The organism is Actinomyces oris (genome assembly GCF_001937665.1).
Lineage (GTDB): Bacteria > Actinomycetota > Actinomycetes > Actinomycetales > Actinomycetaceae > Actinomyces > Actinomyces stomatis.
Window position 1 is genome coordinate 38,872 of the sequence record NZ_MSKL01000021.1, and the last position, 16,165, is coordinate 55,036.

Genomic DNA, 16,165 nt, shown 5'->3' on the forward strand with positions numbered 1-16,165 from the left:
TCTTCTACCCCGTCAACCGGTGAGCGCTGCGGCGCCAGAGCCCCGTGGCGTCAATGAGGTTGCGCCCCTCGAGCAGGAGCGGATCAAGGTCGGCGAACTCCTGGTGGCTGACCAGCAGCGCCACGACATCAGCCTGTTCGACGGCCTGCCGGCACCCGGTCAGTCGCACGTTGCCCCGCCGAGCCAGAGACGGCGGAAGCTCCTTGGCGTGTGGCTCAGCCACCAGGACCCGGGCGTGGGGCGCTGCGACGGCCACGTTCTCGGTGATGGTGAGCGCGGGTGACTGGCGCAGATCGTCGACGTCGGCCTTGAAGGTCAGGCCGAGCACCGCCACGGTCGGCGAGGCCGCTCCTTCCAACGCCTGGAGGATGCGCCCCACGTAATGGGCCGGCCGGGAGTCGTTGATCTGGCGGGCCGTGCGGATGAGCCTGGTCTCCTCGGGAGCGCAGGACACCAGGAACCAGGGGTCCACCGCGATGCAGTGACCGCCCACCCCGGGGCCCGGTTGAAGAATGCTCACCCGCGGATGGCGGTTGGCCAGGTCGATGAGCTCCCAGACATCCACCCCGACCCGCTCGCAGACAACGGCCAGCTCATTGGCGAAGGCGATGTTGAGGTCGCGGAAGGCGTTCTCCGTCAGCTTGGTCATCTCGGCGGTGGCGGCGTCGGTCAGGACCAGGTCGCCCCGGCAGAAGGTGGCGTACAGGTCTCTGGCCAGGTGCGAGGCCTCGGGGGTCAAGCCGCCGATGACCCGGGAGTTAGTCACCATCTCCGCCATGATGCGCCCGGGCAGCACGCGTTCGGGGCAGTAGGACAGGTGCACCTGGGGCCGTCCGCCACCGCCGTCCATGGAGAGGTCCGGGCGCATCGCGATGATCGCCTCGGCCAGGCCGCGAGTGGTGCCGGGTGGACAGGTCGACTCCAGGACGATGAGCTCGCCCCCTGTGAGACGAGGGGCGATCTGCCTGGTGGCGGCCTCCACCAGGGAGAGGTCGGCCGCGTGGTCCCGGCCCGTCGATGGGGTCGGCACCGCGATGATGTAGGTCCGTGCCGACGGCGTCACCGTCTGGGCGCGCAGGCGGCCGGCCTCGACCTGCTGGGCCAGCACGGCGGCCAGCCCCTCCTCGAGGAAGGGAAGCTCTCCGCGGTTGACGGCCTCGACACGTTCCTGGACACGGTCCACCCCGACGACGTCCAGTCCGGCGCGGGCCAGGACCGCGGCCGTGGGCAGACCGATGTACCCCAGCCCGATGACCGCGACGTCGGCTACTTCAGCAGCGTCAGTCATGAGTCTCCATGCATTTGTACGCGTCCCACAAGGCACTCCGCCGGGACGCCGCGCCGTGCGCCACGAGTCCTCACCCCTAGTTCACCGTGGCGGGAAGCAGCTCGACGGCGTCGGGGTGCTCGGCGAGGTAGGTGCTCACCCGGTCCTCGGCGAAGGCCTTGAACAAGGGAGCGTCCGCATCGGCGTCGAGCCTGACGATGGACTGCCCGTCCTCGGAGGTTCCCGTACCGGCGGTCGGTACGGTCATGAACATGATGTCGTTGCTGTGAAGGTGACGCGTCTCCAGGGCCAGGGACTGCATCTGGTTGAGAGTGAAGGACTCGTCCACGGCAACTGTCCGCGAGGCGGTCTTGAGGAACGAGTACAGCGCCGTGGGACTGCTCAAGGTGCCGTTGGTCAGGACCCTGCTCACGATGGAGCGCATCCAGGTCTGCTGACGCTTGACGCGGTCGAAGTCCCCGCCCGGGAGGGAAGATCGCTCGCGGGTGTAGGCCAGGGCCTGTTGCCCGTTGAGTACCTGCGGCCCGGCCCCGAGATCCTTGCCGGCGAGTGTCTGAGGCGTCTTGAGGTTGACGCGCACCCCACCGATGTCGTCGGTCAGCGCGACGAAGGACTCGAAGTTCGCCACCGCGAAGTGGTCGATGTGGATGCCGGTGAGGTTCTCCACGGTGTGGATCGTCAGCGAGGGCCCCCCGTAGGAGTAGGCGGCGTTGATCTTGCCCTGGCCGTGACCGGGGATCTCCACCCACGAGTCACGGGGGATCGACATGACCGAGATCGTCTTCCTATCGCCGCTGACCTGAACGATCATGATTGCGTCCGTGCGCTGGGCCCCCTCCTGCCACTGGGAGGGGTCGGAGGCGGAGGTGCGCGAGTCGGTCCCCAGGACCAGGATGTTGACGGCCGGCTCCTTGCCCGCCGCCTTCTGCTGCGGGGCTCGCGTGGGAATACCTGCGAAGGGGTCCGCAATCGTCTCGATGCCGGAGGCGATGGAGTGACGCACCCACAGGGCGAGGCCTCCCGTGGCCAGGGTCAGAACCAGGAAGATCGCCAGGACACTGAGAAGGGCGATCCTCCATCCCCGTCCGGGGCGGCGTCGAGCGCCGCGTACGCTGCGCGTCGAGGTCGTTTCGATCCCTGATAAGGATGCTTCAGCATCACCCTTGTCAATCGGGGTGCTTCCAGGTTCTGGTAGGAGGGACTGCGTCATGGGCTAATGGCACCACATATTTCTCAAGCATTTTGCCCGGAATCCCCTTGTTTTAGGAATTCCGGGCAAATTGCTCATGAAATGAGATGCAACTGAGACCGACGCAATCTCTCCGTCACCATTTCATGTCACGCCCAGAATATCTTTCTGGACGATCAGAAGGAATATCTCCAATGGTTTTATGAACGAGGGGGCACGAGCTGGTACATCCACCCGTATGGGTCCTCGGCGTGACCGGACTGAATCGCGGTGAGCCGGTCGTGGATCTGCCGGGTGACCTCGCTGCCCTCGATACGGGCGTCGAACCCCTCGCCCTTGAGATGCCCCAGAGGCACGACGACGGCGGCGGTTCCACAGGCGAAGACCTCGCTGACCCGACCCGACTCGATGTCTGCGAGCAGCCCCTGAAGGCTGATGGTGTCCTCGACGACGCTCCGCCCGGAGTCGCGCAGCAGGCGGATGATGGCGCTGCGGGTGGAGCCCTCCAGGATCGTCCCGGTCAGACGCGGTGTACGTACGGTCCCGTCGGCGTCGACGACCATGATGTTCATGCCGCCGAGCTCCTCAATGTTCTTCTGCGAGACGTCATCGAGGAAGCAGACCTGGTCGCAGCCCCGCGCGTAGGCCTCCTGCTGAGGAAGCAGGGAGGAGGCGTAGTTGCCCCCGGTCTTGGCCGCCCCTGTCCCTCCGCGTCCGGCACGGTGGTACTCGGTGGTCACCCAGATGGAGACGGGTTCGAGGCCGTGGGGGAAGTAGGATCCCGCGGGCGAGGCGATGACGTAGTAGTCGACCACGGCGGAGGGGCGCACACCGAGGAAGGCCTCGGAGGCGAAGGCGAAGGGGCGCAGGTAGAGGGACTCGCCCTCACCCGAGGGCACCCAGGCGGCGTCGGCACGCACCAGATCCACCAGGGAGGCCACGAAGTCCTCCTCCGCCAGCTCGGGCAGAGCCATGCGCCGGGCGGAGGCGTTGAGGCGCGCCGCGTTGTAGCGGGGACGGAAGGTCCACACTGATCCGTCCTCGTGCCGGTACGCCTTGATGCCCTCGAAGATCTCCTGGCCGTAGTGGAGCACAGCCGCGGCCGGGGACAGGCTGAGATTGCCGTAGGGAACGACGCCGTAGTCACCCCACCCCTCCCCCTGCCTCCAGCGGGCGTGAGCCATGTGGTCGGTGAAGGAGTTACCGAAGTGGAGGCCCGCCAGGACTGCTGCCCGGTCATCCTCAGTGACGGGTGACGGGTTGGCGGTCAGGGGGAATCGACCGGCGAGCACGTCGGCCTCCGGGACTGGGACCTCGGCGGCACGAGCCAAGGAGGAGGATGCGAAGTCGGTTGAGGTGGCGTCTGTCTCGGACATAGGCCCACCCTACCGTCGAGGCCACAACTCGGACACGGCCTTCCCATATGCTGGCTGGCAGGCGGGCGCGGGACTAGGTTCCGGCCATGAGCTCCGTTCAGCGCCCATCGATCAGTGCTCACCGGCTGAGCCCCCGAGCCAGGTTCGTGCGGGGCACGCTGGCCGGCGCAGCCCTGCTGACCGGGACGGCCGGATGCGCACAGGTGGATTTGGATCAGCTCGCCGCCAACGCAGGTCCGGCTTCTCCTTCTGCGGCGCCGCACGTCTCGACGACTCCGTCCCGGATGGTGATGCCCACCCCGCTGCCGACCAGCCAGGCCACGGCCGCAGCAGCGCTCACGGTCGGGTTCCCGGACCTGCCCGGCTACACCACCTCCACCGCCGCACCGCGTGGGCCCTCGGCCCCCGCACCCACATCGCCTCCCCGAGCCTCCTGGTCACGTTCCTACGCCTCACCCTTCTCCGGATGCCAGGTGAGCGCCGAGCTGACCAGCGCGGAGGCGCTGGTCGTCTCCGGCGGCGACGACCAGCGCCCTGTCCGAGCACTGGTCCGCCTCCTTGGCGGAGACCTACCCGGAGGATCGGCAATCCGGTCAGCAGGAGCTCACGGCGACGAACCGCTCCGAGCCCTACACCGGAATCGCCACGACCTTCAGCGCCAGAGTCAGCGGCTCCCGGGTCACGGGGAGGGCCTTCGTGCGGGTGTGGTCGGCCGACGGAGCGGCCCCGTCGGTGACTCAGGTGTGCCAGCAGGGAGCCTTCGATGAAACGGCGTGGGACACCACCATTCGTGGCATCACCGTGGACGGCCTGTCGGATCAGTCCCGCTGGCCCACGGGGACACCGGGACCCGAGACGCCGGTCGCCCCCACCGCCGGGTGAGCTCGTCACGGCTCTTGCGACTGCTCCCCTTGAGAGGACGGGTCCTGCACAGGTTCAGCGGCGCCCTGTGCACTCGATGGTGCCGCATCGGATGGGGCACCGATCTGGGAGTGCGGCTCAGGCTCCCCCTCCCCCCGGTCGACCGACCTCCTCACCCGCCTCCGTGGGCTCGCCGGACTCGCCCTGGCCAGGAGCTCCCGGCAAACTCTCCCCCATTGGCGGAGCCACCTGGTCCTGGGCCGCGGAGGAGCGTCGGGAGGAGACCGCGGACTCGACCACGGCAACAGCTTGACCAAGGTCCGCGAGCGCCGCCCGGATCACGTCGACGTCGTCGCCTTGAATCGCCTGGTTGAGCGCAGACCTCTTGACCTCAAGACCAGCGGACTCCGCCTGGCTGAGGTCGCCGGCGATGGCTCCGCTTCGGGAGACCAGTGCCTTGGCGTCTGCGGCGGCGTCGCTCCTGACCCGCGAGAGCGACAAGGCCCCCACGATGGAGGAGCGTTGAGTCGCCGCCGCCGCTACGGTCGCCTGGAAGGTCCTTCCCCTCGATCCAGCGGCATGTGAATCCGCCTCGGCCAGGAAGACGGACATCTCGGAGTCAGTGAGTGGATCATCGGTCAGGACATCGCACCCGCACAGGCCGGCGAGCCCGGAGAGCACGAGGCAGGTGGCGACCCGACGTCGGGGACCGCGTAACGACATACCCAGAATGTAACGACCCGCCCGAGTGCGGCGGTCACGCTCCGGACACAAAGAGGGCCGTGGTGTCTCAATGCGATGACGCATCCGCCCCGGCCGTCACCGCGTCGGCGATGGCGTCACCGATCTGGCTGGTGGAGCGCTGGGCGCCGCCGCCTCGGGCGGCCATGTCCGCAGTGACTCCGGCCTCGACCCTCGCAGCCGCCTGGGACAGTCCCAGGTGGTCGAGCATGAGGGCGACGGCGCTGATCGTGGCGGTCGGGTCCGCCTTGCCCTGACCGGCGATATCCGGGGCAGAGCCGTGGACGGGCTCGAACATCGAGGGGAAGGCCCTCTCGGGGTTGATGTTGCCCGAGGCCGACAACCCGATACCACCGGTCACGGCACCGGCCTCATCGGTGAGGATGTCGCCGAAGAGATTGTCGGTGACGATGACGTCGAAGCGGCCGGGGTCGGTCACCATGTAGATGGTGGCGGCGTCCACGTGGCAGTAGTCGACGGCGACGTCGGGGTACTCGGCGCCGACGGCCTCCACGGTGCGGCGCCACAGGTCGCCGGCGTGGACGAGCACGTTGTGCTTGTGGACGAGGGTGAGGTGCTTGGCGGCCCTGGCCCGGGCCTTGGCGAAGGCGTAGCGGACCAGGCGCTCCACCCCGTAGGCCGTGTTGACACTGACCTCGGTGGCGATCTCGTGCGCCGTCCCCTGCCGCACAACTCCCCCGTTCCCGCAGTACAGACCCTCGGTGCCCTCACGCACCACGACGAAGTCGATGTCACCGGGATCGGCCAGCGGCGTCGGCACACCCGGGTAGTAGACCGAGGGACGCAGGTTGACGTAGTGATCCAGGGCGAAGCGCAGGCGCAGGAGCAGACCACGCTCGAGCACACCTGAGGGGACGGAGGGATCACCGACGGCCCCCAGCAGGATGGCGTCATGCGCCTTGATGGCCTCAAGATCCTCATCGGCGAGGGTCTGACCGGTCCGGTGCCAGCGCTCGGCCCCCAGGTCGAAGGCGGTAGGACGGACCGCGACCCCGGTTCCCTCCAGCGCTCGCTCAAGGACCTTGAGCCCCTCGGGGACGACCTCCTTACCGATGCCGTCACCCGGGATTACTGCCAGCTTGATGGTCTGCGTCATGGGGCCACCTTAGGGCACGATCAGGATGCGAGACGAGGAGTCCGCATAACGGAAGTACGCGCTCGCGTTTCGACCAACGGTCGGTTATTCTGTTGCCGATGCACCAAGGAGGAGCCATGCCGCGCATCCACCGCCCTGCCGCACAACGTCGCGAGGAGATTCTCGACGCCGCACACACCCTGTTCACCACCAAGGGGTTTCAATCCACCACCATGGAGGACATCCTGAGGATCGTGGGCATCGCCAAGGGGACGCTCTACTACCACTTCCCCAGCAAGGAGCAGATCCTCAGGGCCCTGGTCCTGCGCATCGTCCTCCAGGTCGAGCAGCAGGCCCGCGAGATCGCCGCCTCATCGGCTCCGGCGACGGACAAGCTCGCAGCGATCATGGCCGCGATGCGGCTCGTGGACACCGAGACCGAGCTCGTCGACCAGTTCCACGCACCGGGTAACGCGGAGTTCCACCTGCTGTCCATCACGGCGATGATCGAGCACCTCACCCCGGTCCTCGCCGAGGTCATCACCCAGGGGGTGAGCGAGGGGACCTTCACCACCGAGCGCCCCCGTGACGCCATCGAGCTGCTGCTGAGCGCCTCGGGCATCCTCCTGGATCACGACATCATGAACTCCGGCCCCGATGAGCTCGCCCGCCGCCACGACAGCCTCATCTGGGCCGGCGAGACACTGCTGGGTGCCAAGCCCGGCAGCCTCGGCATCCTGATGAAGGCGGAGCCGTGAAGCACGTCGGACTGCTGGTCCTGGGCTCGTTCATCAACTCGCTGGGAACAGGGCTGACTGCCTTCGGCCTGGCCGTCGTCATACTGCGCGCCTACGGAACGGCGTCCTCGGTGGCGGCCGTCCAGATGAGTGCCTTCGCCCCCATTGTTCTTCTGGCGCCCTTGGCCGGGGTCCTCGCAGACCGCTACGACCGCCGCCTCATGATGATGATCGGGGACGCCGGCTCGATTCTCGGACTGGGCGTCATCCTCATGACCCTTTCCTCGCCCCGACCGTCCTTGGGATGGATCTGCGCAGGAGCCGTCATCTCCTCCTGCCTGGCCGCGCTGACCGAGCCGGCGCTACGGGCGAGTGTCACCGATCTGGTGACCGAGGAGGACTATGTGCGCTCCTCCGGCCTCCTCCAGCTCGCCTCGGCGGCCAAGTACCTGCTGGCACCGGCCGTGGCGGGATTCCTCATGCCCCTGGTCGGGCCCCGGGGTCTCCTGTTGCTGGACGCCAGTACCTGCCTGGTCACCGTGGCGTGCACCCTGACGGTGCGCCGCGCCCTGGCGGCCGAGGAACCGCAGCACGCCACGCCCCGGCAGTACGAGGACCACAACGTCATGGCGGGGTGGCTGGCCATCGCATCCCATCCCGCCCTGCGCACGCTCGTTGTCCTCATGACCTTGGCCACTCTCGCGATTGGGGTCGTTCAGGTGCTCCTCAAGCCGATCCTCCTGCCCACCGTGAGCACCACCGAGATGGGGGTGGTCGAGACGGTGGCCGCTACCGGCATGCTCGTGGGCGCGGCTCTGGTGACCGCCTGGAAGAGCGCCCAGCCGACGACGCTGCTCGCCTCGGGCCTGGCCGGAACCGGCGCCGCCATGGCCCTGCTCCCCGTGGGGCCGGGCGCCTGGTGGGTGGCCGCCTGTGGATTCCTCATCTTCGCCTGCCTGCCCCTGTCCCAGGCCGGGGCGGAGGTCCTTGTGCGCACCCGGGTCGACAACGCTCAACAGGCACGCACCTGGGGCACCATCAGTCTGGTCACCCAGATGGGCTATCTGGCGGCCTACCTGTGCTCCGGGGTGCTGGTCGACCGTGTGCTTCAGCCCCTGGTGGAGCCGGGACAGTCACTGTCCACCAGCCTGGGAGCCGTCGTCGGCACCGGTCCTGGACGCGGCGCAGCGCTTCTCGTGGGTCTCATGGGCATGGTCTTGGCCCTGGTGGCCCTCGCCGTTCGTCTCCAGCGGCGCCGGCTCGCCTGACCCCGGCGTCCACGGACGACACGAGGGCGGCGCCCCGATGACCTGACGTCATCGGGGCGCCGCCCGTTGTCAACGGATCTCGGCAGTCCTCAGCGGGCCACGGAGCCCTCGGTGTAGTCCTTGTCGACGTCGGCGCGCCAGGCGAACATGGAGCGCACCTCGCGGCCGGTGGACTCGATGGGGTGCGCCTCGCCCTCGGCCCGGAGCTTCTTGAACTCCGGAGCGCCGGCGGCCTGGTCGTCCATGAAGCGCTTGGCGAAGGTGCCGTCCTGGATGTCGGAGAGGACCTCCTTCATGTGCTCCTTGACCTCGGGGGTGATGACGCGCGGGCCGGAGACGTAGTCGCCGTACTCGGCGGTGTCGGAGCAGGACCAGCGCTGCTTGGAGATACCGCCCTCGTTGATGAGGTCGACGATGAGCTTCATCTCGTGGCAGACCTCGAAGTAGGCCATCTCGGGCTGGTAGCCGGCCTCGACCAGAGTCTCGAACCCGTACTGGATGAGCTTGGAGACGCCACCGCACAGGACCGCCTGCTCACCGAAGAGGTCGGTCTCGGTCTCCTCGCGGAAGGTGGTCTTGATGGCACCGGCGCGGGTACCGCCGATGGCCTTGGCGTAGGACAGGACGAGGTCCCAGGCGCTACCGGTGGCGTCCTGCTCCACGCAGACGAGCACGGGCACGCCTCGGCCGGACTCGAACTCACGGCGCACCGTGTGGCCGGGTCCCTTGGGGGCCACCATGACGACATCGATGTCCGCGGCCGGCTTGATGTAGCCGAAGTGGATGTTGAAGCCGTGGGAGAACAGGAGGGCGGAGCCCGCCTTGATGTTCGGCTCGATCTCCTCGCGGTAGAGGGTGGCCTGCACCTGGTCGGGCGCCAGGACGGTGACGACGTCGGCCCAGGCGACGGCCTCGGCGATGGACTTGACGGGCAGGCCCGCCTCCTCCGCCTTGGCCACCGAGGAGGAGCCCTCACGCAGGCCGACAACGACCTCGACGCCGGAGTCGCGCAGGTTCAGAGCGTGAGCGTGCCCCTGGGAACCGTAGCCGATGACGGCGACCTTCTTGGACTGGATGACGGACAGGTCGGCATCGTCGTCGTAGAACTTCTCAGCTGCCATGATTGCTTCTCACTTCTCCTTGAGTTGATCGGTGATGGATCGTGGGCCGCGCGTGATCGCCACGGCACCGGACTGGACAATCTCTTTGACACCGTACGGCTGGAGAGCCGTCAGTAGAGCCTTGACCTTGGATTCTGAGCCGATGGTCTCGATGACCACCGACGTGGGGGCGACGTCCACGACGTGGGCGCGGAACAGGTCGACGACCTGGAGCACCGCCGTGCGGTTGGCATCATCAGCGTGCACCTTGATGAGGTAGAGCTCGCGCTCGACTGAGGTGTCGGGGTCCAGCTCGACGATCTTAAGGACGTTGACCAGTTTGTTGAGCTGCTTGGTGACCTGCTCCATGGCCAGCCCCTCGGCATCGGCGATCACCGTGATACGCGAGATGTCCTCGTGCTCGGTGGGGCCCACGGCCAGGGAGTGGATGTTGAAGCCCCGGCGCGTGAACAGCGCCGACACCCGGGTCAGCACGCCGGGCTTGTTCTCCACCAGGACGGACAGCGTGTGCTTCTCGCTCACGGCGCTCACTCCTCTTCCCACACCGGGCTCATGCCACGGGCGTGCTGGATCTCGTCGTTGGACACCCCGGCCGCGACCATGGGCCACACCTGGGCGTCCGCGGAGACGATGAAGTCGACGACGACGGGGCGGTCGTTGATGGCATTGGCCTGGGCGATGACGTCATCCAGGTCCTCAAGGCGCTCGCAACGCAGTCCCACGGCCCCGTAGGCCTCGGCCATCGTGACGAAGTCGGGGATACGCACCGTTCCGGCGCCGGTATTCAGGTCGGTGTTGGAGTAGCGCTGCCCGTAGAACAACGTCTGCCACTGCCTCACCATGCCCAGCGAGGAGTTGTTGATGATGGCGACCTTGATGGGGATGTTGTTGAGGGTGCAGGTGGCCAGCTCCTGATTGGTCATCTGGAAGCAGCCGTCTCCGTCGATGAGCCACACCGGCCGGTCGGGGCATGCCTCCTTGGCGCCCATGGCGGCGGGCAGGCCGTAGCCCATGGTGCCCGCGCCGGCTGAGGTGAGCCAGGTGTGGGGGCGACGGAAGGTGAGGTAGTGGGCCGACCACATCTGGTGCTGGCCCACGCCCGTGACCCAGATGGTGTCCTCGGAGGCGGCCCGGTCGAGGTGGGTGATGACCTCCTGAGGCTGAAGCAGCCCGTCATCGGTATCGGTCCATCCCGTGGGGTAGGTGGCCTGGATCCGCCCGACCTCGCTGCACCACGGGGCGATGTCCACACGTCCCTCGGCGGCGACGTGGTCGCGGAACTCGGCGCTCAGAGCGGGAACGACGTCGGCCAGGTCACCAACGATCGGGACGTCGGCGGTACGGATCTTGGAGATCTCGGCCGGGTCGACGTCGACGTGGATCACCGAGGCCTTGGTGGCGAAGGTGTCAGGCTTGCCGGTGACCCGGTCGTCGAAGCGGGCTCCCAGGCAGACGACGACGTCAGCGCGCTGCAGGGCCCCGACAGCGGCCACGGTGCCGTGCATCCCGGGCATCCCCAGGTTGAGCGGGTGCTCACTGGGCATGACGTCCAAGGCGGTCAGAGTGGTGACGAAGGGCGCCCCGATGAGCTCGATGAGCTCAGTCAGGTCCTCGGAGGGCACCTGCGCCCGGTTCAGGCCGCCGCCGAGGTAGAGGACGGGCCGCTCAGCCGCGCAGATCACCTCGGCGGCCTGAGCCAGGCGCCGCTGGTTGGGCTTGCCCGGCAGGCGGTAGCCGGGAAGGTCCCGGGCCGGGGGCCACACGAACTCGGTGGGCCCCTCCTGGGCATCCTTGGAGATATCGATGAGGACCGGGCCGGGGCGACCGGTGGAGGCGATGTGGAAGGCCTCGGCCACGCACGGAACGATGTCCTCGGAACGGGTGATGAGGAAGGAGTGCTTGACGAAGGGCATCGTGGCACCGACGATATCGGCCTCCTGGAAGGCGTCCGTCCCGATGCCACGGCTTCCTACCTGACCGGTGATGGCCAGCAGGGGCACTGAGTCCATGTGGGCGTCACCGATGGGGGTGATGAGGTTGGTGGCGCCGGGTCCGGACGTGGCGACGCACACCCCGGGGCGACCGGTGACCATGGCATAGCCCTCGGCGGCATGACCAGCACCCTGCTCGTGGCGCACCAGGACGTGACGGATCTTCGTCGAGGCGAGCAGGGGGTCATAGAAGGGCAGGATGGCACCACCCGGCATCCCGAAGATGTCTGTGACGCCTAGCTCCTCCAGCGCGCGCACCAGAGCCTGGGCGCCTGTCATGACCTGCTGGCCCTGACGTGCGGGAGCGTCATCGCGTGTCATCGCTCGCTCTCCTTCTCCGTGCCTACTGCCCGGCAACCTGCCGGGTAATGAACGTTAGATCAGTCTCCGCACAGAGTCATAATGAGACAGCGACTATCTCACATCGTGGAATCACGAACTCGGTGGCGTGGTGGTTCCCCCGGCGAGGATTCTTCCCCGCCCCCCGCGGATCACGGACCTTGGTACGCCATCCGCGCCTGCGGAGATGACACAATGCTCCTGTTACTCCTGACAAAACATCCGCTGCGTCACTTTCAGCGGAGACACGGAAGGCGGAACTAGCGACGTGGCTACGGTCCTGGACTACCTGTTAGGCAACCCGGTTGTCATCGTCCTCCTCATGGTCGGCGCCGGGCTGCTGCTATGGCGCGCCAGACGCAGGAGCATACGCGTCCCGGCAGCGGCCCTCCTGATCGGCAGTACCGCCCTGCTCATCTGGAAGGTGGCGCACGCCAATGTCCTGCACCACTTGTCCGAGAACGTGGTTCTCGTCCTGTTCCTCCTGGTCGGCACCGGGATGCTGCTGGGGCACGTCAAGATCAAGGGAGTCAGCCTCGGAGCTGCCGCGGTACTGTTCTGCGGCATCGCGTTGGCGGCCTGGGGAACGTCTGCCGCAACGCCGATCGAGGTTCCCCGAGAGCTGGGAACACTGGGGCTGGCGATCTTCACCTTCGCCATCGGCATCCAGTCCGGGCCGAACTTCTTCCACGTCATCCGAACCGCCGGCGGACCGTTGGCGATCCTCCTGGGCGTTCTGGGCGTGGCAGCCCTGGCGGCCGTGGGCGTGGGGCGTCTCCTCGGACTCAAGGCGGCGATGATCGCGGGGGCCTTCGCCGGCGCCGTCACGAACACCCCCGCCCTGGCCGCAGCCGGTAACGCCGCTGCCATGGCCGGCGACAAGGGCGGGCCGGGTGACGCCACGGTGGCCTATGCCGTCACCTACCTTTACGGTGTCATCGGCATGCTGTTCTTCTGCCTGCTGGCGCTGCGCTACCGGCGCAGCGATAAGGACACTCCCTCCCCGCTCATCAACCGCACCATCCGGGTGGAGCGCGAGGACGGCCCGCTCCTGGGCAACATCGTTGAGACGATCTCCGGCCAGCTGCGGTTCTCGCGTCTGCGCCGGGGCGAGAAGGGCCCGATCACCCGACCGAAGAATGACGACCGGCTGTACAAGGATGATCTCATCACCGTCGTCGGCACCCAGGATGCCGTCAACCAGGCGATCAAGGCGGTGGGCCACGGCTCGTCGCACTCACTCATCGAGGACCGCAAATACCTCGACTTCCGCCGTATCACGGTCTCGGACCCGAAGCTGGCCGGCCGCACCATCGGTGACCTGGATATCGACAGCCGTTTCGGCGCAACGATCTCGCGGGTACGCCGCGGCGACGTCGACATGGTGGGCACCCCGGATCTGGTGCTGCAGCAGGGGGACCGGGTTCGCGTCGTCGGCCCAACCGGCCGCATGAAGGAGATTTCGACGTACTTCGGTGACTCCTCGCGCGGGTTGTCCTCTATCAACCCGGTGGCGCTGGGCCTGGGGATGACACTGGGCATCTTCATCGGTGAGTGGAAGTTCCTCACGCCCACCGGCGCAACCTTCTCCATCGGGTCGGCCGCGGGCACGCTCCTGATCGGCCTCATTTTGGGACGCATCGGCCGCATCGGGAAGTTCGTGACCGCTATGCCCTTCACCGCGACAGCGGTGCTCTCGGAGTTCGGTCTCCTAGTCTTCCTGGCGCAGGCGGGCACCAAGGCCGGCGGAGAGATCGCGCACGCATTCACCGGAGGTGATTGGTGGAGGATCTTCGTCACCGGTTTCGTCGTCACCACCATCGTGGGACTGGGGATCTACGTCTCCATGCGTTGGATCGTCAAGATGGGAGGGACCCGCCTGTCCGGTCTCATCGGTGGCGCCCAGACCCAGCCGGCGATTCTGGCCTTCGCTAACGAGCGCACCGGAGCGGATCCTCGGGTGGCCCTGGGATACGCGATGGTCTACCCCGTGGCCATGATCGTCAAGATCTTCATTGCGCAGGTCCTCGGCGGTCTCTGACCCCTCTCCCCCGAGCCACACGGGTGCTGCACGATCAATGGTGGCCCGCCGCTACGTATCAGCGGCGGGCCACCATCGTCCACCTGGGACGCACACAGACCGAACGTCAGTCCTCCAGAGGCTGCTCCGCCGCCTCGACGTGTGTGCGAGGGAGCGTGATGCGACCCGAGGTGGCGACATCGTGGCGCCAGTTGTGGTCGGTGATGATGCGTGCCAGGGCGAGCCCCACGCCAATGGCCGTAATGACGAAGAAGACCTCGAAAAGGTTCGTGGCCGCCTCGCCGACGTCGACGCCGCCCTTGTCCACCGAGAGCGTGTTGAGCGCGGAAATGGCCCGGTAGAAGGGAACCCCGGGGATCATGATGACCACTGCGGGTACGGAGAGCGCCACCCGGGACAGGGAGGCGCGGGAGACGAAGAGCTGGGCGAGCAGGCCGATTGTGACCGCGGCCAGCCCCACCGCAAGCTGCCACGGGACATGGAAGACGTCGATGAGAAGCAGTCTGCCGGTATTGGCCAGAGCCCCGACCACCGCGGCCAACATGCTGGCCTTGACGCCGGCATTGAACAGCATCGCGAATCCGTAGGCGGCGATGAAGGAGCAGAAGCAGCGCAGGACGTGCAGGAGCGGACCATGGAGCTCAGTGCCGCTGGCCGCCGCTACGTCCCAGCGGAAGATGAAGGTCACTGTCCAGACGGCAACGCCTGCGGCCGCCATGACCATGAGCACGTAGGCAGTGCGTGACAGCGCCGAGGAGAAGTCCTGACGGAACAGGTCGAGCATGGCGGTGACCATCGGGAAACCCGGGATGAGGAAGAGGATCGCCGAGATGATGCCGCCCTGGTGGTTGCCAGTCACCACACCGGCTGCGTCGAGCGCAGTCACAACGCCCATGTACGTGCCGGAGGCCGCGACTCCGCAAACGAGCCAGGTGAAGAAGTGCTGGTAGTGCCTCTCGAGCATTTGCCGGCGGATGAACTGTCCCAGGAATGCCGCGACGAGCACCGTCAGGCACTCAACCCAACCACCCTTGTTGAGGAAGCAGAATCCCGCGCAGGCGACTCCTGAGGCGGCCGCATTGGCGAAGGCGTTGTAGCGGGCGTGCATCTTCTCGACCTGTTCGAGCTTGGCCTCGAGGCGCTCAACCGTTTCATGGGCTCGCAGGTCGTGGACGATGCGACGCAGTGCCTCCAACCGACCGACGTTGACACCGACACGACGTACTTCGCATGCCTCGGTACGAAAGCGGTTGCCGACGTAGGAGGAGGTCACGATCTCCGTCATCGTCACGGTCGCCTCGTGGCGGTCAAGCCCCACGGCCGAGGCGGCTCTGGCCATAGAGGACTTGATGCGGTAGGAGCCAGCACCGGCGGCGAGCATGAGCCGCCCCAGGTGCAGTACGACGTCGGACTGTTGCATGAGCCGATCAGCGTCAAGGCTCGGCTCATGGCTGCTGCCCGAATGGGGGGAAGGGAGGTCGGTGTGAGTCACGGAAACAATGGTGCACCGTTTCGTACCCCGATGTCAGATCGGGGCAGGACACAGCACAGCCTCGGCTACTGCGGGTTGGTCTGGTGGCGTTGGTGGTTCTGGATGAGAATACGACCGGCCCCCAGGGTTCCTCTCCTAAGAGGGGCCCTGGGGGCGGTGCGTGAATATGTGCTCGGTGGTGTCCTACTCTCCCGCACCCTGGCGGGTGCAGTACCATCGGCGCTGTCAGGCTTAGCTTCCGGGTTCGGGATGGGTAACCGGGCGTTTCCCTGTCGCTGTGACCACCGAGACGACTGTATGGGCGGTGCGTGTGTCCGTTCGTCTTGGCGTGTGAGCCGCTATTTGGTTGTTGTCTGGCCGCCCTTGCAACCCACACTCACGCACGAGCACGCTGGGTGCTTGTGTGTGGTTGGTGGTTGGGTTGGGTGTGGACCGTATAGTGGACGCTTCGCTCTTACTCTCACTACCCCCGGGTGTGGGGGTGTTGTTGTTTGTGTTGGCCTATTAGTACCAGTCAGCTCTGCAGACCGTTGCCGGTCTTCCACTCCTGGCCTATCAACCCAGTAGTCTGCTGGGGGCCTACCAGGACACCGAGGTGCCCTGCGGAGACCTTATCTTGAAGATG

At 66.9% G+C, this 16,165-nt stretch carries 14 protein-coding genes and 2 rRNA genes; 4 read left to right on the forward strand and 12 right to left on the reverse strand.

Annotated features, from left to right (window positions below):
- Nucleotides 1-4: 4 nt before the first annotated feature.
- The 4 genes from wecC to BKH28_RS13820 all read right to left on the reverse strand — a co-directional run bounded on the left by wecC (nt 5) and on the right by BKH28_RS13820 (nt 4,193).
- Entirely contained in the window at nt 5-1,288 is a 1,284-nt protein-coding gene (gene wecC, locus BKH28_RS08560; protein ID WP_075418408.1) for a UDP-N-acetyl-D-mannosamine dehydrogenase, read from the reverse strand.
- A gap of 76 nt (nt 1,289-1,364) precedes the next feature.
- A complete protein-coding gene (locus BKH28_RS08565) occupies nt 1,365-2,498 on the reverse strand; it encodes an LCP family protein (RefSeq protein ID WP_075418409.1) in 1,134 nt (377 codons plus the stop codon).
- Between the two features lie 179 nt (nt 2,499-2,677).
- Nucleotides 2,678-3,853: a branched-chain amino acid aminotransferase gene (locus BKH28_RS08570; RefSeq protein WP_075418410.1), complete on the reverse strand. Its 1,176-nt coding sequence runs from the start codon at nt 3,851-3,853 to the stop codon at nt 2,678-2,680.
- A gap of 214 nt (nt 3,854-4,067) precedes the next feature.
- Nucleotides 4,068-4,193, reverse strand: a complete 126-nt coding sequence (locus BKH28_RS13820) for a hypothetical protein (RefSeq protein WP_256695558.1) — start codon at nt 4,191-4,193, stop codon at nt 4,068-4,070.
- A 218-nt stretch (nt 4,194-4,411) separates the two neighbouring features.
- Here BKH28_RS13820 and BKH28_RS13825 point away from each other — a divergent pair, with 218 nt between their 5' ends.
- On the forward strand, nt 4,412-4,735 hold the full coding sequence (locus BKH28_RS13825) for a hypothetical protein (RefSeq protein WP_256695559.1): 324 nt from the start codon (nt 4,412-4,414) through the stop codon (nt 4,733-4,735).
- A 117-nt stretch (nt 4,736-4,852) separates the two neighbouring features.
- Here BKH28_RS13825 and BKH28_RS08580 read toward each other — a convergent pair whose 3' ends face one another.
- Together BKH28_RS08580 and BKH28_RS08585 are read right to left on the reverse strand one after the other, a co-directional pair.
- The gene (locus BKH28_RS08580; RefSeq protein ID WP_256695560.1) at nt 4,853-5,437 is read right to left on the reverse strand and encodes a hypothetical protein; all 585 of its coding nucleotides are present in this window, start codon (nt 5,435-5,437) and stop codon (nt 4,853-4,855) included.
- A 67-nt stretch (nt 5,438-5,504) separates the two neighbouring features.
- Nucleotides 5,505-6,572 carry a 3-isopropylmalate dehydrogenase gene (locus BKH28_RS08585; protein WP_075418411.1) on the reverse strand — a complete coding sequence of 356 codons (1,068 nt, stop codon included), beginning with the start codon at nt 6,570-6,572 and terminating at the stop codon, nt 5,505-5,507.
- Nucleotides 6,573-6,688: 116 nt separating this feature from the next.
- Here BKH28_RS08585 and BKH28_RS08590 point away from each other — a divergent pair, with 116 nt between their 5' ends.
- Together BKH28_RS08590 and BKH28_RS08595 are read left to right on the forward strand one after the other, a co-directional pair.
- Nucleotides 6,689-7,309: a TetR/AcrR family transcriptional regulator gene (locus BKH28_RS08590; RefSeq protein ID WP_075418412.1), complete on the forward strand. Its 621-nt coding sequence runs from the start codon at nt 6,689-6,691 to the stop codon at nt 7,307-7,309.
- Complete coding sequence (locus BKH28_RS08595) at nt 7,306-8,556, forward strand: MFS transporter (protein ID WP_075418413.1); 1,251 nt, start codon at nt 7,306-7,308, stop codon at nt 8,554-8,556. Before BKH28_RS08590 ends, BKH28_RS08595 begins: the two co-directional genes overlap by 4 nt.
- A gap of 89 nt (nt 8,557-8,645) precedes the next feature.
- Here the strand turns inward: BKH28_RS08595 and ilvC are convergent, their stop codons facing one another.
- From ilvC to BKH28_RS08610, 3 genes are read right to left on the reverse strand one after another with little or no spacing between them, the layout of a single operon-like run.
- Nucleotides 8,646-9,677, reverse strand: coding sequence for a ketol-acid reductoisomerase (gene ilvC, locus BKH28_RS08600; protein WP_075418414.1), 1,032 nt, complete (start codon nt 9,675-9,677; stop codon nt 8,646-8,648).
- A gap of 9 nt (nt 9,678-9,686) precedes the next feature.
- Nucleotides 9,687-10,199: an acetolactate synthase small subunit gene (gene ilvN / locus BKH28_RS08605; protein ID WP_003784785.1), complete on the reverse strand. Its 513-nt coding sequence runs from the start codon at nt 10,197-10,199 to the stop codon at nt 9,687-9,689.
- A 5-nt stretch (nt 10,200-10,204) separates the two neighbouring features.
- On the reverse strand, nt 10,205-11,989 hold the full coding sequence (locus BKH28_RS08610) for an acetolactate synthase large subunit (RefSeq protein ID WP_075418415.1): 1,785 nt from the start codon (nt 11,987-11,989) through the stop codon (nt 10,205-10,207).
- A gap of 286 nt (nt 11,990-12,275) precedes the next feature.
- Here BKH28_RS08610 and BKH28_RS08615 point away from each other — a divergent pair, with 286 nt between their 5' ends.
- Entirely contained in the window at nt 12,276-14,048 is a 1,773-nt protein-coding gene (locus BKH28_RS08615) for an aspartate:alanine exchanger family transporter (protein WP_178388852.1), read from the forward strand.
- Between the two features lie 106 nt (nt 14,049-14,154).
- Here BKH28_RS08615 and BKH28_RS08620 read toward each other — a convergent pair whose 3' ends face one another.
- The 3 genes from BKH28_RS08620 to BKH28_RS13630 all read right to left on the reverse strand — a co-directional run.
- Complete coding sequence (locus BKH28_RS08620) at nt 14,155-15,468, reverse strand: threonine/serine ThrE exporter family protein (protein ID WP_178388853.1); 1,314 nt, start codon at nt 15,466-15,468, stop codon at nt 14,155-14,157.
- Nucleotides 15,469-15,710: 242 nt separating this feature from the next.
- A 5S ribosomal RNA gene (gene rrf / locus BKH28_RS08625) occupies nt 15,711-15,829 on the reverse strand.
- 194 nt (nt 15,830-16,023) lie between these two features.
- Nucleotides 16,024-16,165: ribosomal RNA gene (locus tag BKH28_RS13630) — 23S ribosomal RNA — on the reverse strand; the annotation flags it as partial.